The organism is Pseudomonas sp. NPDC087342, from assembly GCF_044744265.1.
GTDB classification, from domain to species: domain Bacteria; phylum Pseudomonadota; class Gammaproteobacteria; order Pseudomonadales; family Pseudomonadaceae; genus Aquipseudomonas; species Aquipseudomonas nunensis.
In genome coordinates, this window is record NZ_JBIUXZ010000008.1 from 115,552 (window position 1) to 140,317 (window position 24,766).

At 58.5% G+C, this 24,766-nt stretch carries 26 protein-coding genes; 17 read left to right on the plus strand and 9 right to left on the minus strand.

Annotation, left to right across the window (positions count from 1 at the left end):
- Positions 1 to 63: 63 nt before the first annotated feature.
- On the minus strand, positions 64 to 1,890 hold the full coding sequence (locus ACIOYV_RS18395) for a long-chain-acyl-CoA synthetase (RefSeq protein WP_401325772.1): 1,827 nt from the start codon (positions 1,888 to 1,890) through the stop codon (positions 64 to 66).
- A gap of 342 nt (positions 1,891 to 2,232) precedes the next feature.
- Between ACIOYV_RS18395 and ACIOYV_RS18400 the strand changes: the two genes are divergently transcribed.
- Positions 2,233 to 2,511 carry a DUF3509 domain-containing protein gene (locus ACIOYV_RS18400; protein ID WP_054048577.1) on the plus strand — a complete coding sequence of 93 codons (279 nt, stop codon included), beginning with the start codon at positions 2,233 to 2,235 and terminating at the stop codon, positions 2,509 to 2,511.
- Positions 2,512 to 2,747: 236 nt separating this feature from the next.
- On the opposite strand, the gene mtnC is transcribed toward ACIOYV_RS18400, so the two are convergent.
- The 5 genes from mtnC to aroC form a co-directional block, all read right to left on the minus strand.
- Positions 2,748 to 3,431 (minus strand): acireductone synthase, encoded by a 684-nt coding sequence (mtnC, locus tag ACIOYV_RS18405; RefSeq protein WP_401325776.1) that lies wholly within the window; start codon positions 3,429 to 3,431, stop codon positions 2,748 to 2,750.
- A 4-nt stretch (positions 3,432 to 3,435) separates the two neighbouring features.
- Positions 3,436 to 3,981 carry a 1,2-dihydroxy-3-keto-5-methylthiopentene dioxygenase gene (locus tag ACIOYV_RS18410; protein ID WP_401325779.1) on the minus strand — a complete coding sequence of 182 codons (546 nt, stop codon included), beginning with the start codon at positions 3,979 to 3,981 and terminating at the stop codon, positions 3,436 to 3,438.
- 93 nt (positions 3,982 to 4,074) lie between these two features.
- Positions 4,075 to 4,701 carry a methylthioribulose 1-phosphate dehydratase gene (locus ACIOYV_RS18415; protein ID WP_054048583.1) on the minus strand — a complete coding sequence of 209 codons (627 nt, stop codon included), beginning with the start codon at positions 4,699 to 4,701 and terminating at the stop codon, positions 4,075 to 4,077.
- Entirely contained in the window at positions 4,698 to 5,843 is a 1,146-nt protein-coding gene (locus ACIOYV_RS18420) for an MFS transporter (protein ID WP_054048584.1), read from the minus strand. Before ACIOYV_RS18420 ends, ACIOYV_RS18415 begins: the two co-directional genes overlap by 4 nt.
- A 34-nt stretch (positions 5,844 to 5,877) precedes the next feature.
- Positions 5,878 to 6,969 (minus strand): chorismate synthase, encoded by a 1,092-nt coding sequence (gene aroC / locus ACIOYV_RS18425; RefSeq protein WP_054048587.1) that lies wholly within the window; start codon positions 6,967 to 6,969, stop codon positions 5,878 to 5,880.
- An 84-nt stretch (positions 6,970 to 7,053) separates the two neighbouring features.
- Here aroC and ACIOYV_RS18430 point away from each other — a divergent pair, with 84 nt between their 5' ends.
- Entirely contained in the window at positions 7,054 to 8,052 is a 999-nt protein-coding gene (locus ACIOYV_RS18430) for an alpha/beta hydrolase (protein WP_054048591.1), read from the plus strand.
- 110 nt (positions 8,053 to 8,162) lie between these two features.
- Positions 8,163 to 8,954: a hypothetical protein gene (locus tag ACIOYV_RS18435; RefSeq protein ID WP_054615671.1), complete on the plus strand. Its 792-nt coding sequence runs from the start codon at positions 8,163 to 8,165 to the stop codon at positions 8,952 to 8,954.
- 138 nt (positions 8,955 to 9,092) lie between these two features.
- Here ACIOYV_RS18435 and prmB read toward each other — a convergent pair whose 3' ends face one another.
- On the minus strand, positions 9,093 to 10,001 hold the full coding sequence (gene prmB, locus ACIOYV_RS18440; RefSeq protein ID WP_054048595.1) for a 50S ribosomal protein L3 N(5)-glutamine methyltransferase: 909 nt from the start codon (positions 9,999 to 10,001) through the stop codon (positions 9,093 to 9,095).
- A gap of 254 nt (positions 10,002 to 10,255) precedes the next feature.
- On the opposite strand from prmB, the gene ACIOYV_RS18445 reads away from it, so the two are divergent.
- From ACIOYV_RS18445 to ACIOYV_RS18475, 7 genes are all read left to right on the plus strand, one after another.
- Positions 10,256 to 10,846: a cysteine hydrolase family protein gene (locus ACIOYV_RS18445; RefSeq protein ID WP_054048597.1), complete on the plus strand. Its 591-nt coding sequence runs from the start codon at positions 10,256 to 10,258 to the stop codon at positions 10,844 to 10,846.
- A gap of 131 nt (positions 10,847 to 10,977) precedes the next feature.
- Entirely contained in the window at positions 10,978 to 11,298 is a 321-nt protein-coding gene (locus ACIOYV_RS18450) for a hypothetical protein (RefSeq protein WP_054048599.1), read from the plus strand.
- 87 nt (positions 11,299 to 11,385) lie between these two features.
- Complete coding sequence (locus tag ACIOYV_RS18455; protein ID WP_054615672.1) at positions 11,386 to 11,943, plus strand: Smr/MutS family protein; 558 nt, start codon at positions 11,386 to 11,388, stop codon at positions 11,941 to 11,943.
- A gap of 422 nt (positions 11,944 to 12,365) precedes the next feature.
- The gene (locus ACIOYV_RS18460; RefSeq protein WP_401325787.1) at positions 12,366 to 13,988 is read left to right on the plus strand and encodes a methyl-accepting chemotaxis protein; all 1,623 of its coding nucleotides are present in this window, start codon (positions 12,366 to 12,368) and stop codon (positions 13,986 to 13,988) included.
- 61 nt (positions 13,989 to 14,049) lie between these two features.
- Positions 14,050 to 15,258, plus strand: a complete 1,209-nt coding sequence (locus tag ACIOYV_RS18465) for an HD-GYP domain-containing protein (protein WP_401325790.1) — start codon at positions 14,050 to 14,052, stop codon at positions 15,256 to 15,258.
- Between the two features lie 314 nt (positions 15,259 to 15,572).
- Positions 15,573 to 16,118, plus strand: coding sequence for a GTP cyclohydrolase I FolE (folE, locus tag ACIOYV_RS18470; RefSeq protein WP_010456659.1), 546 nt, complete (start codon positions 15,573 to 15,575; stop codon positions 16,116 to 16,118).
- 104 nt (positions 16,119 to 16,222) lie between these two features.
- Positions 16,223 to 16,594 (plus strand): glutathione S-transferase N-terminal domain-containing protein, encoded by a 372-nt coding sequence (locus ACIOYV_RS18475; protein WP_054048702.1) that lies wholly within the window; start codon positions 16,223 to 16,225, stop codon positions 16,592 to 16,594.
- A gap of 197 nt (positions 16,595 to 16,791) precedes the next feature.
- Here the strand turns inward: ACIOYV_RS18475 and ACIOYV_RS18480 are convergent, their stop codons facing one another.
- Complete coding sequence (locus ACIOYV_RS18480) at positions 16,792 to 17,958, minus strand: PLP-dependent aminotransferase family protein (protein WP_401325794.1); 1,167 nt, start codon at positions 17,956 to 17,958, stop codon at positions 16,792 to 16,794.
- Between the two features lie 81 nt (positions 17,959 to 18,039).
- On the opposite strand from ACIOYV_RS18480, the gene ACIOYV_RS18485 reads away from it, so the two are divergent.
- From ACIOYV_RS18485 to ACIOYV_RS18495, 3 genes are all read left to right on the plus strand, one after another.
- Complete coding sequence (locus tag ACIOYV_RS18485; RefSeq protein ID WP_401325796.1) at positions 18,040 to 18,483, plus strand: MarR family winged helix-turn-helix transcriptional regulator; 444 nt, start codon at positions 18,040 to 18,042, stop codon at positions 18,481 to 18,483.
- A gap of 291 nt (positions 18,484 to 18,774) precedes the next feature.
- Positions 18,775 to 20,124: an NCS2 family permease gene (locus ACIOYV_RS18490; RefSeq protein WP_401325799.1), complete on the plus strand. Its 1,350-nt coding sequence runs from the start codon at positions 18,775 to 18,777 to the stop codon at positions 20,122 to 20,124.
- A gap of 64 nt (positions 20,125 to 20,188) precedes the next feature.
- Entirely contained in the window at positions 20,189 to 20,815 is a 627-nt protein-coding gene (locus ACIOYV_RS18495; protein ID WP_163909162.1) for a LysE family translocator, read from the plus strand.
- A 166-nt stretch (positions 20,816 to 20,981) separates the two neighbouring features.
- On the opposite strand, the gene uraH is transcribed toward ACIOYV_RS18495, so the two are convergent.
- A complete protein-coding gene (gene uraH, locus ACIOYV_RS18500; RefSeq protein ID WP_010456673.1) occupies positions 20,982 to 21,335 on the minus strand; it encodes a hydroxyisourate hydrolase in 354 nt (117 codons plus the stop codon).
- 419 nt (positions 21,336 to 21,754) lie between these two features.
- Here uraH and puuE point away from each other — a divergent pair, with 419 nt between their 5' ends.
- The 4 genes from puuE to ACIOYV_RS18520 all read left to right on the plus strand — a co-directional run.
- A complete protein-coding gene (puuE, locus tag ACIOYV_RS18505) occupies positions 21,755 to 22,681 on the plus strand; it encodes an allantoinase PuuE (RefSeq protein ID WP_054048713.1) in 927 nt (308 codons plus the stop codon).
- On the plus strand, positions 22,678 to 23,193 hold the full coding sequence (gene uraD, locus ACIOYV_RS18510; RefSeq protein WP_401325804.1) for a 2-oxo-4-hydroxy-4-carboxy-5-ureidoimidazoline decarboxylase: 516 nt from the start codon (positions 22,678 to 22,680) through the stop codon (positions 23,191 to 23,193). Before puuE ends, uraD begins: the two co-directional genes overlap by 4 nt.
- 90 nt (positions 23,194 to 23,283) lie before the next feature.
- On the plus strand, positions 23,284 to 24,279 hold the full coding sequence (gene alc / locus ACIOYV_RS18515) for an allantoicase (protein WP_054048716.1): 996 nt from the start codon (positions 23,284 to 23,286) through the stop codon (positions 24,277 to 24,279).
- A 100-nt stretch (positions 24,280 to 24,379) separates the two neighbouring features.
- A partial coding sequence (locus ACIOYV_RS18520) for an ureidoglycolate lyase (protein ID WP_401325808.1) occupies positions 24,380 to 24,766 on the plus strand: 387 nt, incomplete at its 3' end.

Genomic DNA, 24,766 nt, shown 5'->3' on the forward strand with positions numbered 1-24,766 from the left:
ACAGTTTCCCGAGCGCTCCTGCGCCTGTCACTCCTTTTTTCTCATGACCCGCCATAGCCAGATTCAATAGCGGTACTTGCCCGCGTGAATATCCGCCAGTACTTGCCCGGTGACTTGCACGTAGGTCTGGGAGCCCGGCAGCCAGGCGTAGATCGGGTCATCGCCGGTCTTGCCGGGGTCGAAAGCTTCGTCCTTGAGTCGGGTCTTCTGGTATTTGAAGGTCCCGGTGGTCTCCATTTTCACCTTCACCCGCAGGAATAAAGGCACCGCGTAGGCTGGCATTTGCTGGCGGGCAAAACTCAGCAATTCGCTGAAATCCAGGGTCGCCAGGGACTCGGCAGGCGTAATCGCTGCCATCCCGGCGCGGCCATTGGTGTTGCGGATTTCCACGCCGTAAGCCACTGCCTCGCAAATATTCGGGTGCTTCAACAGGATGTTCTCGACCTCGGTGGTCGAGACGTTCTCGCCCTTCCAGCGATAGGTGTCGCCCAAGCGATCAACAAACTGCGCATGACCGAAACCGATATTGCGCAGCAGGTCACCGGTATTGAAGTAGCAGTCGCCCTTGGCGAACACGTCGTGGAGCACGACTTTCGCGGTTTTCTGCGGATCGGTGTAGCCGTCCAGCGGCGCCTTGTCGTCGATTTTCGCCAGCAACAAGCCCTGCCCGCCCTTGGCGACTTTGCTCATCAAACCCTTGGCGTTGCGTATCGGCGCGCCGCTGTCGTGGTCATACGCCACCAGTTCCCAGGACATCAGGGAGAAACCGATGGTGTTGTCGAAGTTGAGGATATTGGTGAACCCGATATTGCCGTCGCTGGCCGCGTACAGCTCGCAGATGTGACTCACCCCGAAGCGCGTCTTGAACTCGCGCCAGGCGCCGGGACGCAAGCCGTTGCCGATCATCTTGGTCACGCCGTGTTTGTCGTCGTCGGCTCTGACCGGTTGATCGACCAGATAGCGGCACAGTTCGCCGACATAACCGAGGGTGGTCGCCTGGTACTTGCGCACGTCGTTCCAGAATTGACTGGCGCTGAATTTACGGCGGATGGCGAACCCCGAGGCGCCGCTGATGGCCGAGCCCCAGCACACGCAAAGCCCGGTGGCGTGGTAGAGCGGCAAGGTGCAATAGACGACGTCTTGCGGCTGCATATCCAGGGCGATCATGCCGAAACTGGCAGCGCTGCGCATCCAGCGCCCATGTTTGAACACGCCGGCCTTGGGCAACCCGGTGGTGCCGGAGGTGTAGATATAGAAGCAGGTGTCGTCGAAAAACACCTGCTGGCTGCTGGCCGGGTTGTCGTCGGGGGCGTCGGCGCAGGCCATCATCAGGTTGACGAAACGATCGGGCGAAATGCCCGGATAGCTGAAGGTATCGCGATCAGCCACGAACCAGGTGCGCGCCGCCGGGATGGATACCCGCTCGCGAACCGCCGAAAACGCCGGCACCAGCTCTTCGCCGACAATGATCGCCACCGGCGCCACCAGATTCAGGCTGTGGGCCAGGGTGTCGCGGGTTTGCGAGGTATTGAGCAAGGCGCTGATCGCACCGACCTTGGCCACCGCGAGGATAGTGACCAGTAATTCGGGGCGATTCTCGATGAACACCGCCACCACATCGCCCTTGCCGATGCCTTGGCTGATCAGGTGATGGGCGATGCGATTGGCCCACTGATTGACCTGTGTATAAGTCAGCAGCATCTCATCTTGCAGCAAGGCAAAGCCATCGGGATTGCGCAGGGTCGCCTGCTCGAAGCTCCAGCCGAGGCCACACGGTTGGGTCGGGTCCTTGACGTTGGCGACCTTCATGCCCTTCACCACCCGGGGAATGGCTTTGGCAATGGTCGGCAATTTGCGGAGCATCATGCCCCAGGTAATCGTGTCGCTCATGGTGGCTCCCGTTGATTTTCTTATTGTCGGGCGGCGTTGATTGAGCCCGAAAATACGTCAGCGGTTCTGGAGCTGTACACGCGGTTTTTGCAATGTTTTGTATCCGCAGTGGATACCTGTGAAAACGCGAACCCTGGCCGTGTGATTCGTTCCATCGAATTGCGCGCGACCACGCAAAATGCAGGATGCACGATGGCCATTCATGCAGTTTGCACGAAAGTAAAAAATCGACATATAAATAACTTATTGATTTACAACGACTTTTAAAAATTCAGGTGCTGGCACAATCGCTGCAACTACCTCTCCATGCTTGCTAATTAAGCGCTAACGGAGCTGATAGACATGAGCCTGATCCAAGAAAAATTTACCTCGCTGTTCTCCAACTTCGATGTGACCACCCAGGCACGACCTGACGGCGGCATCCTGCTGACACTGCGCAGCACCGAAGGCAAAGTCTTCAAGCGTTCGATTTCCTACCAGCAATTGCATGCTGGCGACCAACTGTCGTGGGTGATCAGCGCGATCCGCCGTGACCTGGCTGAACAAGCCAGTGAATTGCCGCAGATCTCGATGCTGCAAAGCCAGCAACGGTTTGCACTGCCGACTTATCATTCGGCGTAAATCGTCAGACGCTGTAAACACACAGGCCGTGAGAGCTTTCGCTTCACGGCCTGAGTTGTTTCTGGACTCACACAAATTCCTGAAACCACACAATCCCTGTAGGAGCGAAGCTTGCTCGCGAAGGCGGTGTACCAGGCGACATTAACGTTTACTGACCCGACGCCTTCGCGAGCAAGCTTCGCTCCTACAGGTTATGTGGGTTATGCGGGTTACGCCGGTTATGTGGGTTATGCGGGTTACAGGGTGGCGGGGTCAATCCGCGCAAAGCTGTCGACCGTCACATGCCCCGCCAACTCACCACCCTCTCGCGCCAACCCGCAAGTCGCCATGCCCGCCGTGCGCGCCGCATCCAGCTCTTCGACGATGTCGGACAGGAACAGAATCTTTGAAGCCTCGAACCCAATCGCCTGAGTAATGCGTTCGTAAGACTGCGCCTCACGCTTCGGCCCCGAGGTCGTGTCGAAGTAACCGCTGAACAGCGACGACAGATCCCCCGCCTCCGAGCAGCCGAAGATCAGTTTCTGCGCCTGGATCGAGCCCGAGGAATACACAAACAGTTGATAGCCGTCCTGATGCCAGCGCTTGAGCGCTTCGACGGCGTCGGGATAAACGTGGCCTTTCAACTGCCCCGCCTGATAGCCCTGCTCCCAGACCATGCCTTGCAACGCCTTGAGCGGCGTGGCTTTGCGGTCTTCGGCGATCCAGCCCAGCAGGATTTCGATCACCCGCTCGACATTGGCCTCGGGTTCATTGCTGTCCCGGCGCACGACGTCCAGCTGCTCGGCAACGTCCGACCGTGCGGCGTGCTGGCGTACAAAATCCGGCAGGTGTTTGGCCGCATACGGGAACAACACGTCGAACACAAAACTCACCGCGCTGGTGGTGCCTTCGATGTCGGTGAGAATCGCTTTGATCGGCATCGGCTCAGTCCTCCAGGCGCGGGAAGCGGCTGGCGATGTCTTCGCCGGTGAACTTGGCGACCCAGCCTTCCGGGTTGTTGAACAGGCGGATCGCGACGAAATGCGGATGCTCGCCCATGTCGAACCAGTGCGGCGTGCCGGCCGGGACCGAGATCAGGTCGTTTTTCTCGCAGAGCACGGCGTAGACGTAATCGTCGATGTGCAGGGTAAACAACCCACGGCCGGCGACGAAAAATCGTACTTCGTCTTCGCCATGCCGATGCTCATCGAGGAACTTGGCGCGCAGTTCGGCTTTTTGCGGATGATCGCTGTTCAGGCTGATGACATCGACGGTGACGTAGCCACGCTCGGTCATCAGCTTGTCGATTTGTTCCTGGTAAGCGGCAATCACTTCTTCCTGGCTGGCGCCGGGCTGGATTTTCGCGGTGGCTTGCCAGCGGTCGAAGCGCACACCCTGTTCGGCCAAGGTCGAGGCGATGTCTTCGAAATGGGTCAAGACCTTGTTCGGGATTTCCGGGCTTGAGATGTGATAAACGGACAGGCTGCTCATGGGGCAATTCCTCGGTATCGGCCGCGCCTTCCGGTTCTTTCAGACCGGTCAGGCCAGGCGCTTCATCAGGCAAATGGGCTACTTCTGGTGAAGTCAGCCTTGGCGGTTCATGACGCTGCGGGTCTTCAACTCGCACTCGAACAAAAATTCAAAGGCCTCGATCTGGCGTAGCGCGTCGCTCATGCGCGCGCCCCAGGTGTAGAGGCCGTGGCCGCGAATCAGGTAGCCGACACAATCGGGATGGGCGTCCAGCCAAGGCTGCACCTTGGCGGCCAGGCGCGCAATGTCCTGGTCATTGTCGAAAATCGGCACCCGCACGCGGGACTCGTGGGTGGATACGCCACTGAAGGCTTTTTGCAGTTCGTAGTCTTCGAACTCGATGAAGTCTTGCGGGGTCAGGCGCGACAGCACCGTGGCGTTCACCGAATGAGTGTGCAACACCGCGCCGATCTCCGGGCGCCAGCTATACAGCTGGGTGTGCAGCAGGGTTTCGGCGGACGGCTTTTTGCCCGGCTCCAGGCTGTTGCCCGACAGGTCGGTGGCCAGCACATCGTCGAGGCCCAGCTGGCCTTTGTGCTTGCCAGAGACCGTCAGCAGCGCTTCGGTCGGCGACAGGCGCGTCGAATAGTTGCTGCTGGTGGCCGGCGACCAGCCGCGACCATACAAAAAACGCCCGGCGTCGATGATTTCCTGGGCGAGGTGTTCTCGGGTAAGGCTCATGGCCGGTCCTCTTGCATACGTGTGGCAATGATAACGGCAGCCGCGAAGGCCGCGAGGCTGGCGATACTAAAGGTCAATGTGGCGCCCAGTGCATTCCAGCTGTAGCCGGAATACAACGCGCCGAGTGCGCCGCCGGTGCCGGCGAGTGCCGCGTACAACGCCTGGCCCTGACCTTGCTGGCGCGCGCCGAAACTACGTTGCACGAACTGGATGGCAGCCGCGTGAAAGCTGCCGAAAGTGGCCGCGTGCAATACCTGCGCAAACAACAGCACCGACAAAAATTCAGCGAATGAACCTAGCAGCAACCAGCGCAGGGCCGCCAGCAGAAAACTCGCCAGCAACACCCGGCGTACCGAGAAGCGTGCAAGGATCCGGCTCATGGCCAGGAACATCAGGACTTCAGCCACCACACCCACGGCCCAGAGCATGCCGATCACGCCACGGCTGTAACCGAGACGTTCAAGGTGCAAGGTCAGGAAGGTGTAATACGGGCCATGACTCATCTGCATCAGCGCCACACAACCGTAAAACGCCAACACGCCGGGGCTGCGCAGTTGCTTGAGGAAGCCCTCCCCGGTCACTCGTTCGCTCTGCACCGGTTGCGCGTTCGGCACCCACAGGCTGCTGACGACAATCCCGGCCATGATCAACACCAGCGCGACGGGATAGACGTCCAGGCTCAGCCATTCGAAGACCCGCCCGAGCGCGACCACGGTAATGATGAAGCCGATGGAACCCCACAAACGGATCTGGCTGTAACGGGAGGTCTGGCCCTTCAGGTGCGCCAACGTGATGACTTCGAACTGCGGCAGCACCGCGTGCCAGAAGAATGCATGCAGGGCCATGACCATCGCCAGCCAGGCGTAGGTTTTGCTGACGAAGATCAGCGAGAACGTCAGCAGCGTGCAGACCGCGCCAAAGCGCACGATCGCGAGGCGCCGGCCGGTGTAGTCGCCGAGCCAGCCCCAGATGTTCGGCGCCACGCAGCGCATCAGCATCGGGATCGCCACCAGTTCGCCGATGCGCGCGCTGGAAAAGCCCAGGTGATCGAAGTACAGCGCCAGGAATGGCGCTGTCGATCCGAGCAAGGCGAAATAAAACAGATAAAAACTGGAAAGCCGCCAGTACGGGAGCGCCGCCAACGTCGTCAGACCCCGGCGGCTTTAAAGTCAGCCATTAAAGCTGACCCAACACCGGAGTGCTCACGCGCACATCGGCGTTCTGCCCACGGTGACGCAGCAGGTGATCCATCAAAACGATAGCCATCATCGCCTCGGCAATCGGCGTGGCACGGATGCCGACGCATGGGTCATGACGACCCTTGGTGATCACATCCACCGGGTTGCCATGGATGTCGATGGAACGGCCCGGCGTGGTGATGCTCGATGTCGGCTTCAACGCCAGATGCGCGACGATCGGCTGACCCGACGAGATCCCGCCAAGAATGCCGCCGGCATTGTTGCTGAGGAAACCTTCCGGGGTCATTTCATCGCGGTGTTCGGTGCCGCGCTGGGCGACGCTGGCGAAACCGGCGCCGATTTCCACGCCTTTCACCGCGTTGATGCTCATCAGCGCGTGGGCCAGTTCGGCGTCGAGACGGTCGAAGATCGGCTCGCCGAGGCCCGGCATCACGCCTTCAGCGACCACGGTGATTTTCGCGCCGACCGAATCCTGGTCACGACGCAACTGGTCCATATAGGCTTCCAGTTCCGGCACCTTGTCCGGGTCGGGGCTGAAGAATGCGTTTTCTTCCACCGAGTCCCAGGTCTTGAACGGGATTTCAATCGGGCCGAGCTGGCTCATGTAGCCACGAATGACGATGCCCTGGCTGGCCAGATACTTCTTGGCAATCGCACCCGCCGCCACGCGCATCGCGGTTTCCCGCGCCGAGCTGCGACCGCCGCCGCGGTAATCGCGCTCGCCGTATTTGTGGTGGTAGGTGTAGTCGGCGTGCGCCGGACGGAACAGATCCTTGATCGCCGAGTAGTCTTTGGACTTCTGGTCGGTGTTGCGGATCAACAGGCCAATGGCGCAACCGGTGGTGCGGCCTTCGAACACGCCGCTGAGGATTTCGACTTCGTCGGCTTCCTGGCGCTGGGTGGTGTGGCGGCTGGTGCCGGGCTTGCGGCGGTCAAGGTCACGCTGCAGATCCTCCAGGGAAATCTCCAGACCCGGCGGGCAGCCGTCGACAATGGCGACCAACGCCGGACCATGGCTTTCGCCAGCGGTGGTGACAGTGAACAGCTTGCCGTAGGTATTGCCGGACATGCGGGACGCTCCGTGAAATCGAACCTGAATACGTAATGCGCGCCAGTATACGCAGGCTATCCAAGTAGTTCATCCTCGAACCTTATGGGTGCCCGCGAGTCCAACCGGCACCTTATTGATGATGGCGTGATGATGCTGCGAGTTCTAGCCTTGAGCCTTACCCTGTTTACCGGCTTCGTTCAGGCAACTGTCCTACAACGACCGATCAGTTTGGATACCGGCACCGGAGAACTTTTCGGCTCCTTGTTGCTGCCCAAATCCGACGCGCCAGTGCCGGTTGTCCTGATCATTTCCGGCTCCGGTCCTACGGATCGCGACGGAAACAACCCCGACGGCGGACGCAACGACAGCCTCAAGCGCCTGGCCTGGGTGTTGGCCAAACACAACATCGCCAGCGTGCGCTACGACAAGCGCGGCGTGGCGGCGAGCCTGGCGGCGACCCCGGACGAGCGCAATCTGTCGGTGGAAGCCTACGTCGCCGACGCCGAAGCCTGGAGCCAGAAACTCAAGGCCGATCCGCGTTTCGGCAAACTGATTCTGCTGGGCCACAGTGAAGGCGCGCTGATTGCCACGCTGGCGGCGCCGAGTGTCGATGCAGCGGCGGTGATTTCCATGTCCGGCAGCGCCCGGCCGGTCGATCAAGTGCTGCGCCAGCAACTGAGCAATCGCCTGCCACCGCCGTTGATGCTGCGCAGCAATGAACTGCTCGACAGCCTCAAGGCCGGCCACACCGATGACAACGTGCCGCCGCAGTTGCAGGTGATTTTCCGCCCGAGCGTGCAGCCGTACCTGATTTCGCTGTTCCGCCAGGATCCGGCGGCCGCTTTCGCCAAATTGAAGATGCCGGCGCTGATCATCCAGGGCACCAGCGATATCCAGGTCGGCGTCGGCGACGCCAAGCTGCTGAAAGCCGCCAAACCCGACGCCGAACTGGCGGTGATCGAAGGCATGAACCACGTTATGCGCATCGTGCCCAACGATGTGAAGCGGCAATTGGCCTCTTACAAAGATCCGAATTTGCCGCTGGCCGCCGAACTTGGCACGCGGATCCTCGGGTTTATTGACGGACTTCGCTCCAGTTAAGCGCTGTTTAAGCGCTGTTTGCCCTCCAGTCTTGAAAAAAACGGCCGATAAGCCTTTGTCGCCAGCGCTATGACTGGCGGCAAGCAGCGCTTGGACAGGACCTCGCCGTTATGACTGATACCCCGACTTCACCCGACACCACCGCTGAAAAAGACACACCGCCAGCGGTCGAGCTGCCGTGGGCGGACGTCCACGTCGAGCACCACAAGATGCTCCGTCTGGCGCCGCTGCAGACCGACCGCAACACCGGCGGACGGCCATTGCGCTTTGTCGAGTTCGGTTACGCCGAGCGCAACGACAAGCAACGCAGCCTGATGCGCATGACCATTTCGCTGCCCGGCCAGCGGGTGCGCAAGGAACAGAATCATCTGGACGTCTGGGTCGATCACGAAACCCGACGCGTGCATTTCGGCCCAGCCAGCGGTTTGCAGATTGAACCGATGAACCGTGGCATTGGGCGCTTCCTGGCCGCTCAAGGTATTACCTGGGCGAAAAAGCGCTGGCCCGCGTACACCGTCGACGGCAGCGACCTGAACAACAAGGATGCGCTGAACGAAGACACACGCCTGCGTCGCGATCACTTTTTGCGCATGCATGGTTTTGATGTGGTGTACGCCGACGCCCAGCATTTGAAGGGCAGCGTCAAAGAGGTGCAGGTCGGCGACCTGTTGGCGGACTGGAATCGCGAAAAACTGCAACAGGTGGAAATTCTCGAAGCCGCGCAGATGTTGCAGCAGGCCGAGCAGAACCTGGCCGAGCAGGAAGTGAAGCTCAAGAAGCACGAAGAAAAGGTCAGCAAGTACAAGCGTGAAGACGCTGGGCTGCGCTTTACGATTACGTGTCTGGTGGCGTTTGCGGTGTTTCAGGCGGGGTTGTTGATCTGGATTGCTACACACCGGTAACCGCAATTTGTGGCGAGGGGGCTTGCCCCCGTTCGGCTGCGCAGCAGTCGTAAACCCGTTGCATGCGGTTTAACTCTGCAATGCTGGGGCCGCTTCGCGACCCAACGGGGGCAAGCCCCCTCGCCACATAGATCGCGGTCAGACGCGGGAAGCGAACAGCGCCTGATGATCGCGGCACTGTTCCGCCGTCAACATGAACACCCCATGCCCACCGCGCTCGAAATCGAGCCAGGCGAAGTCGACTTCCGGGTACAGCGACTCAACGTGAACCTGGCTGTTGCCCACTTCGACAATCAGCAAACCCTTCTCGGTCAGGTGATTCGCCGCTTCGGCGAGCATCCGGCGCACCAGGTTCAAACCATCGTCACCGCAGGCCAGGCCCAGTTCCGGTTCGTGCTGGTATTCGTCCGGCATGTCGGCGAAATCTTCTGCATCGACGTAGGGCGGGTTCGACACGATCAAGTCGAAACGTTGACCCGGCAAGCCGTCAAAGCCATCGCCCTGAACCGTGTACACCCGCTCATCGACGCCGTGGCGCTCGATGTTCTGGTTGGCCACTTCCAGCGCTTCGAACGACAGATCGGCCAGCACCACTTCGGCGTTCTGGAACTCATAGGCACAGGCGATGCCGATGCAGCCGGAACCGGTGCACAGGTCAAGAATCCGCGCAGGATCGTTGCCCAGCCACGGCGCAAAGCGCTTTTCGATCAACTCGCCAATCGGCGAACGCGGGATCAGCACGCGCTCGTCGACAATGAACGACATGCCGCAGAACCACGCCTCGCCCAACAGGTAAGCGGTAGGAATGCGTTCCTCGATGCGCCGCTTGAGCAGGCGTTGCAGATTGACCAGCTCATCCTCTTCCAGATTGCAGTCCAGATAGCTGTCGGCAATTTCCCACGGCAAATGCAGTGCACCCAACACCAGTTGACGGGCTTCATCCCAGGCATTGTCGGTCCCATGGCCGAAAAACAGATCCTCCCCATGGAAACGGCTGACGGCCCAACGGATATGGTCACGCAGGGTACGAAGGCGGGAAGTGATCACAGCGGCGACTCCAAATAAAACGACGGGCAGAAAAAACGACTGGCAATTCTAACAGCCAAAACGCGCCACGACGACGCAGGAAAAACACCGGATCAGATGTAGGACTTATCCATTTTTCTGTCTGGCTATTGAACAGAATGAGCATCTTGACAAGGCTGCAAGCCAACAACGACGGTGCCTGCGATGGTAGCGATTCACAGAACCGCTCAGCCAGAGGACAATGTCGCAAAAGCCCCACTCCAAGGAGCCCCAGAATGTCCGTTCCAAAAACGATGTTTCAACTCAGCGGTCGCGGTTACGCGGCGGCCAATCTGAGCCATGCGACCGTGGTCATCATCGATGCCCAGAAAGAATACCTCAGCGGCCCGCTGGCCCTGAGTGGCATGGATGCCGCCGTCGCGAACATCAAGCAAGTGGTGGCCGCTGCCCGTGCAGCCGGTCGGCCGATTGTGCATGTGCGTCACCTCGGCACCGTCGGCGGGCTGTTCGATCCACAGGGCGAGCGCGGGGAGTTCATCCCGGGCCTGGAGCCACAGGGCGACGAAACCATTATCGGCAAGCTGCTGCCCAGCGCGTTCCACGGCACCACGCTGTACGATCGCTTGCAGGAACTCGGCTCCCTGGACCTGATCGTCTGCGGTTTCATGAGTCACTCCAGCGTCAGCACCACCGTGCGCGCCGCGAAGAACCTGGGCTTTCGTTGCACCCTGGTGGAAGATGCCTGTGCGACCCGCGACCTGCCTTACAAGGGCGGAGTGCTCAGCGCCGAGCACGTTCAGCAGACCGAAATGGCGATCATGGCGGACAACTTCGCTACCCTCGCCCTGACCCACGATCTGATCTGATCGACTTCAGATGAGCGGTTGATGCCGCCGCTCATCCGCAAAAGCCTATCATTTGCTGCAATTGCCTTAGCCTCAGGAACATCCCGGTCAACTCCCGGTCGAAGGGCCGATACCCATTGAGGAAGGTCGGAATGAAGTTATCCGATGGTTTTGATGCACGCCGCTTGCGGCCCAAAGGCCAAAGCAACTGGCGTTTTCGAATCGGCGCAGCCATTGCCGCCCTGCTGGCGATGCTCGGCGTATTGATGACGCTGGCCGGCGTCGGCAGCCTGCTCGGCCACGCGCCCGCCATGGGCGAGCTGAATACCAACAAGGTGGGTTCGGCAGTGATTCTGGTGATTGGCCTGTTCGTTCTGTACATCGGTGTGTGGCTGTGGCGTCGCTGCCGTCGCCGTTCGCGTCAATCGCAAGCGCTGAACATGGCCCCGCATTTGATGAAAAAACACGACTGAATCCAGGGCCCGGCGTTGCGCCGGGCGCCAATTGTTATGGATAGCGTCGCGACTTGGGTAAACTGGCCGCCCTTCGCGGAGGCTGACATGCAAGACGACGATTTTTCCCTGTTCAAAAGTGCGATCCAAGGCGTCAAGCCGATCAAGCACGATCGCGCCGAAACCGGCAAACCCAAGGCTGACCGCGCGCAGATCGCCAAGCTGCGTCAAGCCGCCACCGTGCGCACCGATGCCACCACCGTTGACGGCTTGTCCGATCAGTTTGTGATCGATGTCGGCCCGGAAGACGAATTGATGTGGGCCCGCGACGGGGTTCAGGAAAGCCAGATCCGCAAACTCAAGATTGGCCAGATCCCGTTCGAAGGCAGCCTCGACCTGCACGGCATGAACGTGGAAAAGGCTCGGGAAACCCTTTGGGCATTTCTCGCCGAAGCGACCAAATTCGAAATCCGCTGCGTGCGCGTCACTCACGGCAAGGCAGTACGCCTGGACGGCAAGCGGCCGATGATCAAAAGTCACGTCAACACCTGGCTACGCCAACATTCACAGGTGCTCGGTTTTACCTCCTGCCAACCGAAACACGGCGGCGCCGGAGCGGTTTATGTGATGCTCAAACGCACCATGATGGAAGGTCGCGACGACTGAAGGCGGGGGGCTAAAGCTTATAGCCCCGTGTTCACTGCGCAAAAATACCAGTCCGCGCCACTGATATAAAAATATAAAACCGGCATTTATTTATAAGACCGGCTCTCATTTAAAACTAATGCACTAGACTAAAGTTGCAAACACCCCCACCAACTTGCTAAATCAATTAGCAAGCTTCACAAGTTATCGACCCGCCGCCCATTAGTCCACCCTCATTTATTTTTAGATTTATATTAAAAACCCGAAAATACATTAATCATATATTTCATACGGTTACACCCTGCCCGGACAATCATGACACCCGAAACATTTATATTTTAAATTAGTTTATGTTCTTTTCACATTTGCGAAGCTACTGTGATATCAAAGTAGCGGCACGCAACCTATTCTAATAAAAATGATGTTCTCCGGCCGAGGCAGATATGAAAACAAGAAATATTACTATCGCAACCCGGGCCAAATTGAGCTTTGGCGTTATTTGCCTGCTTCTCATAGCCCTGAGCATTACGGTTTCATACAAACTTAATGACCTGCACACATCAGCCTCGGACCTGCGGAACAAAAGGCTGCCCAGTATCAAGCAAGCCAGCAGAATTGAAGTAGCGGCTTCACTCTACCGCCTGGATGTCAGGCGGTTTGTCATGGACACTCAGCCACAAAGTGCAGAATCGCTTAATCAAATTGATCGATTCAAGAACTCACTGAAAGATGCAACCAAAGCCTATTTACCACTGATATCCAGTCAGGAAGAGAAATCAATCTACGAACGTGTCGCAGTTAACGTTACGGACTATCAGGAAAGGGTGGAAGAACTCCTTGCCCTGAGCAAGACCAAAACAACTCAGGAACTGGCGCTTTTCATCGTCGAAAAAACCAAGCCTCAAGCCGTCGTACTCCAGTCAACGATCGAAGAGTTGATTGCGCTCAACGAGGCCGGTGCTACCGAATCAGGCAAAGTCGCGGAAGCCAGTTTCAATAGCGGCATCCAGATCTCCATTGCCCTGAGTATCGTCGCCCTCTTGATCACGGTATTCGTGGCCATTGTTTTCACCAGAAGTATCACCCAGCCTGTCCTGGCCCTCTTGGGGGTGACGCGCAAAATTGCAGAAGGCGACTTGCGCACCCAGGTAGAAGTCAACGGTGCGGACGAGATTACCGATCTGCAAAACGCAACATCGACCATGCTCGCGAGCCTGAAAGACACGATCAAACATATTTCCAGTTCATCAGGGCAGCTCGCTTCGGCGGCTGAAGAGATGAGTGCGATCACCAAGGAATCCAACAACGGCATTCAGCGCCAGACCATGGAAACCGAACAGGCAGCCACTGCCGTCAACGAGATGACCGCCGCCGTCGAGGAGGTTGCGCGCAATGCCGTGTCGGCATCTCAATCCACACAAGCATCCGAACATTCCGCCCAGACCGGTAAAGAGCGCGTCGGCCAGGCCATTGCCTCGCTTGAAAAACTCAGCGCTACCGTGGGGCAAACCGGCATTGAGGTCGAGGGGTTGGCCAACCAGGCGCAAAGCATCGCCACTGTCCTGGACGTGATTCATTCGATTGCCGACCAAACCAACCTGCTGGCTCTGAATGCTGCCATCGAGGCGGCACGCGCAGGCGAACAGGGCCGGGGATTCGCCGTGGTCGCCGATGAAGTCCGGGCGCTGGCACAGCGTACCCAGCAATCGACCCAGGAAATCGAGCAGATGATTCAGGACATCCAGAAAGGCTCGTCGAAAGCCGTTCGGTCAATGAAACAGAGCAGTGAAGAGGCAGCGTCCACCTTATTGATCGCTCACGAGGCAGGCGTCGCCATTCAGCAAATAACCGCCGCTATTTCCGATATAAACGAACGCAACCTAATGATTGCGACTGCATCGGAGCAACAGGCTCAAGTTGCCAGGTCCGTAGACGAAAACCTGGTAAGTATTCGCGACCTCTCGGTGCAAAGTTCTACGGCCGCGCATCAAACGTCCGAAGCCAGTCACGAGTTGTCGAAACTTGCGGTGGACCTGAACAAACTGGTGGCTCGGTTTTCAGTATAAAGCGCGCAGGGACCGGCGATTCTGATCTGTAGAATCAGCTTAATAAGAAGCGGTGATTATCATGCTGAAACAAATCGCGATATCTGAATTGCGTTTGGGCATGTACATCCATGAGTTTTGTGGCTCGGGCATCCATCATTCACTTTGGAAAAATGGCTTCTTGCTGCAAAGCGAGCAAGACCTGCAACGTATTTACGATGCCGAAGTTATAGAACTCTGGATAAATATTCGCAGGGGAATCGATATGGACACGTGTGCAGTTAATACTCAGCCGGTCTCGATACCCGACTCACAGGCAACGACTGTCGCCACCATGGCAGAGGAGATTTCACACGCCGTCACACTGTGCATGCAGTCCAAAGCGGCTATAAAAAGAATGTTCGCCGACTTGCGTATGGGGCGAGTGATCGAAACCGGACAAGTGACTGAACTGGTCACCCGGATTTCCGAATCACTCCAGCGTCACCCCGATGCTTTTATCAGCCTGGCGCGATTGAAGGCTTCGGATGAATATACCTACATGCATTCCGTTGCCGTTTGTGCACTGATGATTGCGCTCGCTCGAGGCATGAAGTTACCCCCGCAATTGATTCAGGACGCCGGCGTTGCCGGTCTTATGCACGATGTCGGCAAGGCCGCCATACCGGTCGCCATTCTCAACAAACCGGGCAAGCTCTGCGATGACGAATTTGAAACCATGCGCGGCCACCCTGAGGCAGGTGCGCATATGCTGCACGGAAATCCACTGTTCAGCGCCCGCGTGCTGGATGTGTGCCTGCACCATCATGAGAAGTTTGACGGCAGCGGATATCCCCACAAGTTGTCTGGCTCGCAAATAACCCTGTTTGCACGAATGGGCGCTATCTGTGATGTCTACGATGCGGTGACATCAGATCGCCCCTATAAAAGTGCCTGGGGACCGGCAGAAGCCATCCACCGCATGGCGGCATGGAAAGGGCATTTCGACGAAAAAATATTCCAGGCATTTGTCAAATGCGTAGGCATCTATCCGGTAGGTGCGCTGGTACGCCTTGAGAGCGGGCGCATAGGGGTCGTCTGTGAGCAACATGAAAAATCCCTCTTGACGCCCAAGGTCATGGTTTTTTACTCCGCCATTACCGAGCAGACTATCCCTCTGTGTGTGGTGAACCTGGCCATGGCGCTACCGCCAGACCGCATCATCAGCCGCGAATGCCCTGCCCGCTGGGGATTCAGGGACATCGATCATCTGTGGTCCGGCTTGTCCGCGGGCAAGTCTCACTTCGACTGATCAACCATTAACGATCGCGAAGCCCGGTCTTTTTACGCCCGATAACCGGATTCATGAAATGGCGATTCGCGGGCGCCAGCCATACAACTGCCGTCACACATACGCTACCATGTGCCCAATCGCGGGGATGGACCCCGCATTTATTGCCGTTCCGTCTGGTCATAACGTTCAAATAGAGCGATCGACCGACCTCCGATGGATCAACTCCAGCCCCGACCGGGCCGAGTTCGGAAAGCTTGAGATAGCTGGCACGACACACAACTGGTACAGACAGAATCAAGTACCCCTCTGAAACCCTTATGGAATCAGCCCCTGTGACACTGGAACAGAATTACACCGCGATTCTCGGCCAATTGGGCGAGGACGTCTCCCGCGAGGGCCTGCTCGACACGCCGAAGCGTGCCGCCAAAGCCATGCAGTACCTCTGCCGCGGTTATGAACAGACTCTGGAAGAAGTCACCAACGGTGCCTTGTTCAGCTCCGACAACAGCGAAATGGTGCTGGTCAAGGACATCGAGCTCTACTCGTTGTGCGAACACCACCTGCTGCCGTTCATCGGCAAGGCCCACGTCGCCTATATCCCGAGCGGCAAGGTATTGGGGCTGTCGAAAGTCGCGCGGATCGTCGATATGTACGCCCGCCGCCTGCAGATCCAGGAAAACCTCAGCCGCCAGATCGCTGATGCGGTCCAGCAAGTCACCGGCGCCCTGGGCGTTGCGGTGGTGATCGAGGCCAAGCACATGTGCATGATGATGCGCGGTGTCGAGAAGCAGAATTCGTCGATGATCACTTCAGTGATGCTCGGTGAGTTCCGCGAAAACGCAGCGACTCGCAGCGAGTTTCTCAGCCTGATCAAGTAATTCGCGGCACGAAGAAAACCGGCATTCATCGCCGGTTTTTTTTCGCCTGTGAAAAATCAGGTAAGCTGCGCGCCTTTCACAATTCCCACCGTGAGGCTTTCAACGTGTTCGTAAAAGCGCTTCGTGTCGGCCTTGGCCAACTGATCATCTTCATCGACTTCATCACCCGTCCGGGCAAAAAACAGCGCCCGGCCGAGGCTCAGGCTCAGGTCAACTCCGCCGCCAAGGACCTGACCCTGTATCAGTTCCACGCCTGCCCGTTCTGTGTGAAAACCCGCCGGACCCTGCGCCGCTTGAACGTGCCGGTGGCGTTGCGCGATGCGAAGAACAACGAACAGGATCGCCAGACCCTGCTGGACCAGGGCGGCAAGATCAAAGTGCCGTGCCTGCGGATTGAAGAAAATGGCCAGACCACGTGGATGTATGAGTCCAAGGTGATTATTGATTATCTGGATAAGCGGTTTGCGGCGGTCTGATGGGTTTGCGGTGTGATTGATGGCCTCTTCGCGGGCAAGCCTCGCTCCTACAAGGATTGGCGGCGTTCGCGAATAATCGTGGTCAACTCGCCCCCGTAGGAGCGAGGCTTGCCCGCGAAGGCGTCAGCTCAACCACCACAAAATCCAGACAAAAATAAACCGGCCCCTGAGCCGGTTTATTCATTTCTACCCTCCCCTCAAGCCGCTTGCGCCACCAGCGCCTCTCTCACCACCGCCGCCAACCGCTTCAACCCTTCATCCAGCCGCGCCGGATCGATGTGACTGAAATTCAGCCGCAGATGCCCAGGATGATTGTCCGGGTCCGGAAAGAATGGCTCCCCAGGCATAAACGCTACATCCGCCGCCAGCGCAGCCTTGAGCAAGGTCCGGGTGTCCAGCGGTTGCTTGAGCGTCAGCCAGAAAAACAGCCCGCCTTGCGGCACGTTCCAGTCCGCCAGATCGGAGAAATGCGTTTCCAGCGCTGACTGGAATGCATCCCGACGCACCCGATAGAAGTCCCGCAATTCGCTGAGGTGCTGCTGGAATTTCTCGGTGCCGATCCATTGCAGCGCCTGCCACTGCCCCACACGATTGGTGTGCAGATCCGCCGATTGCTTGAGTTTCAACAAGTGTGGGAACAGGTCCGGGCTGGCGATCAGGTAACCGACCCGCAGCCCCGGCAACAGGGTTTTGGACACGGTGCCGGTGTAGATCCAACTGGCCTTTTTCAGGCGACTGACAATCGGCGTGGCGCTGCCGCCGTCGAAGGTCAGCTCACGGTACGGTTCGTCTTCGATCAGCGTGACGCCGAACTCGTCCAGCAACGCCGCCACCGCATCGCGCTTGGCTTCGCTATAGCGCACCGCCGACGGGTTCTGGAAGGTCGGGATCAGGTAGATGAAAGCGGGTTTGTGCTGTTCCAGGCGCGCACGCAACTGAACCAGGTTCGGGCCGTCGGCTTCCTGCGGGACCGTGATGCAGTCAGCGCCAAACAGCTGGAAAATCTGCAACGCCGCCAGATAGGTCGGCGCTTCGAGCAGGATCTCGGTGCCTTTGTCGATGTAGAGCTTGGCCGCCAGATCGAGGGTTTGCTGGGAGCCGCTGACCACCAGCACCTGACTCGCCTCGCACGGCACACCTAACGCTCGCGCCTCTGCGGCCAGGGCTTCGCGCAACGCAGGCTCGCCTTCGCTCATGCCGTATTGACCCATGGACAGCGGCATGTCGGCCCATTCGACTTTCGGCAGCATGGCTTCGGCCGGCAAGCCGCCAGCGAACGACATCACCTCCGGGCGCTGGGCTGCGGCGAGGATTTCACGGATCAAAGAACTTTTAAGGCGCGAGACACGTTCGGAAAAAGCCATGGGGTCACCGGTAGCGAGGCCTGAGGAAAATGAGTCAAACTGGTTGACCGAAATTACGACAGCTTGAGCGGATACGTCAATATGCTTGACCTTAAAAACCCAACGACCCAGCAACACGCCATGGAAGCGTTTTTCTTCGGCTACCAGGCGTTCACCGCCAAGGCTGACGAAATGCTTGAACGTCGAGGCTTGAGTCGGGTGCATCAACGCATCGTGTTTTTTATCGCCCGTTATCCAAATCTGAGCGTGAAGGAATTGCTCGCGCTGCTCGGCGTGACCAAGCAGGCGCTGAACATGCCGTTGCGGCAATTGGTGGAAATGCATCTGGTGGAGAGCGTGGCGTCCGAGGCCGATAAGCGTAAGCGGTTGCTGGAGCTGACCGAGGATGGCGCGCGGTTCGAGCAGTCATTGCGGCGCGAGCAGGTGAAATTGTTGGAGCGGGTGTTTGCCGAGTCTGGGGAGGCGGCGGTGGATGGGTGGTTGGCGGTGAATCTGGCGTTGGGAAACAACCAGCAGGCGATGTGACCTTGAGTCAGTCTTCGCGGGCAAGCCTCGCTCCTACAGGTTCGTGCGTATATCTGTAGGAGCGAGGCTTGCCCGCGAAGGCGTCCCTCCAGGCGATATATCCCTATCGCCAAACTTTTCGTCGACAAAATCAAAAACATTATTTGCTTTATTTGTATACAAAAGCATAATCCACTTCGTGCGAGTTCCTGACCAAGAGGTCAACAAATTCGCAAGTGCCTCAAAGGGCCGCTGCCACCCTCATGGGTCCGGCCCTGGAAATAAAAATAAAACTCTTGAGGAGTACTCGCTGTGGAAAGCCGCAAATCCGAAGCCCCGTCGCTGGATCTCTCGCCGCCGTTACGCAATGGCTGGCTGGAGCGCATCTTCAAACTCTCCTTGCACGGCACCACGGTGAAGACCGAGCTGATTGCCGGTCTGACAACCTTCATCACCATGGCTTACATCATCTTCGTCAACCCGAACATCATGGCCGACGCCGGCATTGATCACGGCGCCGCGTTCGTCGCCACGTGCATCGCCGCCGCGCTGGGTTGCCTGTTGATGGGCCTGTACGCCAACTGGCCGGTCGGCCTGGCGCCGGGCATGGGCCTCAACGCCTTCTTCACCTACACCGTGGTCGGCACCATGGGCTACAACTGGGAAACCGCCCTCGGCGCGGTGTTTGTCTCCGGCGTTTTGTTCATGATCCTGACCTTCTCCAAGATCCGCGAATGGCTGCTCAACAGCATTCCGGTCAGCCTGCGCTACGCCATGGGCGCGGGTGTCGGATTGTTCCTGGGGATCATCGGCCTGAAAACCGCCGGCATCGTCGTCGATAGCCCGGCGACCCTGATCAAGCTCGGCTCCCTGCGCGAACCCGGCCCGCTGCTGGCCGCCATCTGCTTCCTGATGATTGCGGTGCTCAGCTACCACAAAGTCTTCGGTGCGATTCTCATCAGCATCATCACCGTAACCCTCGCCGGTTGGGGCCTGGGCCTGGTGCACTACGAGGGCATCATGTCCGCCCCGCCAAGCCTGGCGCCGACCTGGATGGCCATGAACGTTGCCGGCGTATTCAACGTCAGCATGATCAGCGTGGTCCTCGCGTTCCTTTTCGTGCACATGTTCGATACTGCCGGCACCTTGATGGGCGTCGCTCAGCGCGCCAATTTGGTGAACGCCGACGGCCGCATCGAAAACCTGTCCCGCGCCATGAAAGCCGACAGCGCGTCCAGCGTTTTCGGGGCGATGGTCGGTGTTCCGCCAGTAACAAGCTATGTAGAAAGTGCCGCGGGTGTAGCCGCTGGTGGTCGGACTGGTCTTACCGCAGTGACCGTAGGTGTGCTATTTATTGCCGCGATGTTCTTCGCACCGCTGGCTGGCATGATTCCCGCTTACGCAACCGCCGGTGCGCTGATTTATGTGGCAATGCTGATGATGAGCGGCATGGCGCACATCGAGTGGGATGAAGCGACCGACAGCATTCCGGCGATCGTCACCGCGATCATGATGCCGTTGACCTTCTCGGTCGCCGACGGTATCGCGCTCGGCTTCATCACTTATGTGGTGCTGAAGGCCGGCACCGGTAAGTACAAGGAAATTTCCGTCAGCTTGTGGGTGCTCTGCGCGATCTTCATCGCCAAGTTCGTTTTCTTGTAAGCGGTCATAGCTTCAAACAGCCTCACCCCGTCGGGTGGGGCTTTTGCATATTTGGAGGAAAGTGATGAGTCTGGAAACCTGGCTGCTGTTCAGCGGCGCTGCGCTGGTGGTGATCCTGATCCCGGGGCCATTGTCTTTGCTGATGATCAGCAACAGTTTGAACTACGGCTTGCGCCGTTCTTACCCGGCGTTTCTCGGCGGGGTGATTGCCTCGATCTGCCTGCTCAGTGCTTCGGCATTGGGCCTGGGCGCCCTGCTGCTGGCCTCGGAACAGCTGTTCAGCGCGCTGAAGATCGTCGGTGCGCTGTACCTGTTTTATCTCGCCTGGCAGAGCTGGCAGCAATCGCGTCTGCCATCAGTCGGTGCCGAAGTGCCCCAGGCTGCGCCAGTGCCGCGTTTTCGTGCGCTGTTTGGTCGCGCGTTCGTGCTGGGTGCGAGCAATCCGAAAGACATCCTGTTCTTCGCCGCTTTCCTGCCGCAATTCTTGAGCGCCGAGCAACCGTTCCTGCCGCAGTTGCTGGTGATGATTGCCACCTGGACCGTGCTCGATCTGCTGTGCAAGTTGGCCTATGGGCTGGGTGCCCATGGCGCGGCGCGGTATCTGCGTACGGGCAAGGGGCAGAGTTGGTTTAACCGGATCAGTGCAGGGTTGTTCAGTGGTGCAGGTGCGGCGTCGTTGTTGAGCCGTTAAGCGCTTCGCGGGCAAGCCTCGCTCCTACAGGTTTCACCGACCGTAGGAGCAAGGCTTGCCCGCGAAGGCGCCCTCCGCAACAGCACATTCCTCAAGGCAAAAAAAAGCCCGCAGTGTGGGCGGGCAAAAGACCAAAGAAGCTTTATGCGCAGATTCTTGGGGGAGTCTAGCTTCCTCTGTAGGTCGAATAGCTATAGGGCGAAATCAGCAACGGCACATGGTAGTGATCCTGCTCGGCAGAGATGCCGAATCGCAGCACCACCACATCCAGGAACGCCGGCTCCGGCAGCTGAACGCCACGGGCGCGGTAGTAATCGCCCGCATGAAACTGAACCTGATAGACCCCGGAACGGTAGTCATCGCCTTGCAGCAACGGTGCATCGACACGGCCATCGCTGTTGGTGATCGCACTGGCGACCAATTCCAGTTGCGAGCCTTCAACGCGGTACAACTCGACCTTGATCGAGCTGCCCGGGCAACCGTGTGCAGCGTCCAAAACGTGTGTAGTCAAACGTCCCATTGATTCTGCGCGCCTGCCTGCATACAGCAGTCAGGCCTCGCGCCTCCCGAAGTCAGTTGAAAGGAGACCGCACCGTTTCGGAGCACGAAAAGCTGCGGCGAGCGACTGATTAAGACACTTTTCAAAAAAATTGTACACAATAAAAACGACATTTTTATCCCGACCACCGCCATTTCGCGAATCACGGCGAATCTGACCACAAACCATGCCTGCAGCGGACCTTCTATCCATTAGCTGACCAGTCAGGCAGGTTTCTTGCAGTAGCATCCTTTCATGACAGTCAATGAAAAATGCAAAAATTCAGGCTTACAAAGTGGATATAAAGTTGTATACAATCAGCCCATCGCTGTGACGCCAGCCTGTCATCTGATCGCCAGGCCGCCACACAAACCTGTCAACGAATAAGAAGGAAGACTGCAGTGAGCGCTGACTACCCACGCGACCTGGTCGGTTACGGCAGTAACCCTCCGCACCCACACTGGCCGGGCAATGCCCGCATCGCCCTGTCCTTCGTGCTCAATTACGAGGAAGGTGGCGAGCGCAATATCCTGCACGGCGATAAAGAATCCGAAGCCTTCCTCTCGGAAATGGTCTCGGCGCAGCCGCTGCAAGGCGCGCGCAACATGAGCATGGAATCCCTTTACGAGTATGGCAGCCGCGCCGGCGTGTGGCGGGTGCTGAAGCTGTTCAAGGAATTCGACATTCCGCTGACCATCTTCGCCGTCGCGATGGCCGCCCAGCGCCACCCGGACGTGATCCGCGCGATGGTCGAGGCCGGCCACGAGATCTGCAGCCACGGCTACCGCTGGATCGACTATCAGTACATGGACGAAGCGCAGGAACGCGAGCACATGCTCGAAGCGATCCGCATCCTCACCGAACTCACCGGCGAACGCCCATTGGGCTGGTACACCGGCCGCACTGGCCCGAACACCCGTCGGCTGGTGATGGAAGAAGGTGGTTTCCTCTACGATTGCGACACCTACGACGACGACCTGCCCTACTGGGAACCGAACAACCCCACCGGCAAGCCGCACCTGGTGATCCCGTACACCCTGGACACCAACGACATGCGCTTCACCCAGGTCCAGGGTTTCAACAAGGGCGACGATTTCTTCGAATACCTGAAAGACGCGTTCGACGTGCTGTACGCCGAAGGTGCCGAGGCGCCGAAAATGCTCTCGATCGGCCTGCACTGCCGCTTGATCGGCCGTCCGGCGCGTCTGGCCTCGCTCAAGCGCTTTATCGAATACGCTAAAAGTCATGAACAGGTGTGGTTCAGCCGTCGCGTCGACATCGCTCGCCACTGGCACGAAACCCACCCGTACCAAGGGGCTGCCAAATGAGCACCTTTCAAACCCTGAAACCGTCGAGCCTGAGCCGCGATGCATTCGTCGCTGCGTTCGCCGACATCTACGAACATTCGCCATGGGTGGCCGAGAAGGCCTTCGACCTGGGCCAGGACGCTTCGATCGACCAGATCGAAACCCTGCACCAGCGCATGAGCGACATCCTGTTGAGCGCTGATCACGCAAGCCAACTGGCCCTGATCAACGCTCACCCGGACCTGGCCGGCAAAGCCGCCGTACAGGGCCAACTGACCGAAGCCAGCACCAATGAACAAGCGGGCGCCGGTATTCACCAATGCACGGCCGAAGAGTTCCAGCGCTTCACCGAGCTGAACGACGCCTACAAGGCCAAGTTCAAGTTTCCCTTCATCATGGCGGTAAAAGGCAGCAACCGGCATCAGATCCTCGCGGCGTTCGAAACGCGCATTCACAACTCGGCAGATACCGAATTCAAATGCGCGCTGGCAGAGATCAACAAGATCGCCCTGCTCCGTTTACTGACCCTATAGCGAGCCTGGCCCGAGAAACCTCATGAACGCTTGCGTTTCCCAGGGCCCTGCAAGCATCCCAAGCCAACTTATTAAAGGCAGACAAGAAGAATGAAAGCTTACGCCGTACCTTTCGAGAAGTTCGTCAACCTGGCCGACGCCCGCCTGGGCACCAAAATCATCTCGGTCACCGATGACTGGTTCGCTGATGCCAACCGCCTGTTCCAGCCAACCCCGGCGGTGTGGAAAGAAGGCGTGTTCGATGACAACGGCAAGTGGATGGACGGCTGGGAATCGCGCCGCAAGCGCTTCGAAGGCTATGACAGCGCCGTGATTCGCCTGGGTGTAGCAGGCTCGATCAAAGGCGTGGACATCGACACTTCATTCTTCACCGGCAACTACCCGCCGTCGGCCTCCCTGGAAGCCTGTTTCCTGGCTGAAGGCGAACCGACCGAAAACACCCAGTGGGTTGAAGTGCTGTCGGCCGTCGAGCTGCAAGGCAACAGCCACCACTACCACGAAATCAATAACGACCAGGCGTTCAGCCACCTGCGCTTCAACATCTACCCGGATGGTGGCGTAGCGCGTCTGCGTGTGTACGGTGTGCCGCACCGCGACTGGTCGGCCGTTGGTGACAACGAGCAGATCGACCTGGCCGCAGCCCTGAACGGTGGCCGCGCCCTCGCCTGCTCCGACGAACACTTCGGTCGCATGAGCAACATCCTCAACCCGGGCCGTGGCATCAACATGGGCGACGGCTGGGAAACCGCCCGTCGTCGCACGCCGGGCAATGACTGGGTAATCGTTGCGCTGGGTCATGCTGGCGAAGTCGAGAAAGTCATCGTCGACACCCTGCACTTCAAGGGCAACTACCCGGACACGTGCTCGATCCAGGGCGCCTTCGTGAAGGGCGGCACCGACAGCCAGATCGAAACCCAATCGCTGTTCTGGCGCGAATTGCTGCCGGCGCAGAAACTGGAAATGCACGCCGAACACACCTTCGCCGAGCAGATCAAGGCCCTGGGCCCGATCACCCACATCCGCCTGAACGTGTTCCCGGATGGTGGTGTGAGTCGCTTGCGCGTATTGGGCAAGGTCGCTAAGTAAGCGGCGCGGCCATTCGCGGGCAAGCCTCGCTCCTACAGGTATCACTGCCCGCGAAGGCGCCAGATCAAACAACACAGAACTCAACGAAAAGAAGACCAGCATGCGCACACTGACGATTGAACCGCTGACCAAAGAAGCCTTCGCCCCTTTCGGTGACGTGATCGAAACCGACGGCAGCGATCACTTCATGATCAACAACGGTTCGACCATGCGCTTTCACAAACTGGCGACGGTGCAAACCGCCACGCCAGAGGACAACGCGATCATCAGCATCTTCCGCGCCGACGCGCAGGACATGCCGCTGACCGTCAGCATGCTGGAGCGTCACCCGCTGGGCAGCCAGGCTTTCATTCCGCTGCTCGGCAACCCCTTTCTGATCGTGGTCGCGCCACTTGGCGATGAACCTGTATCAGGCTTGGTCCGCGCCTTCGTTACCAACGGCAGGCAGGGCATTAATTACAATCGCGGCGTATGGCACCATCAGGTG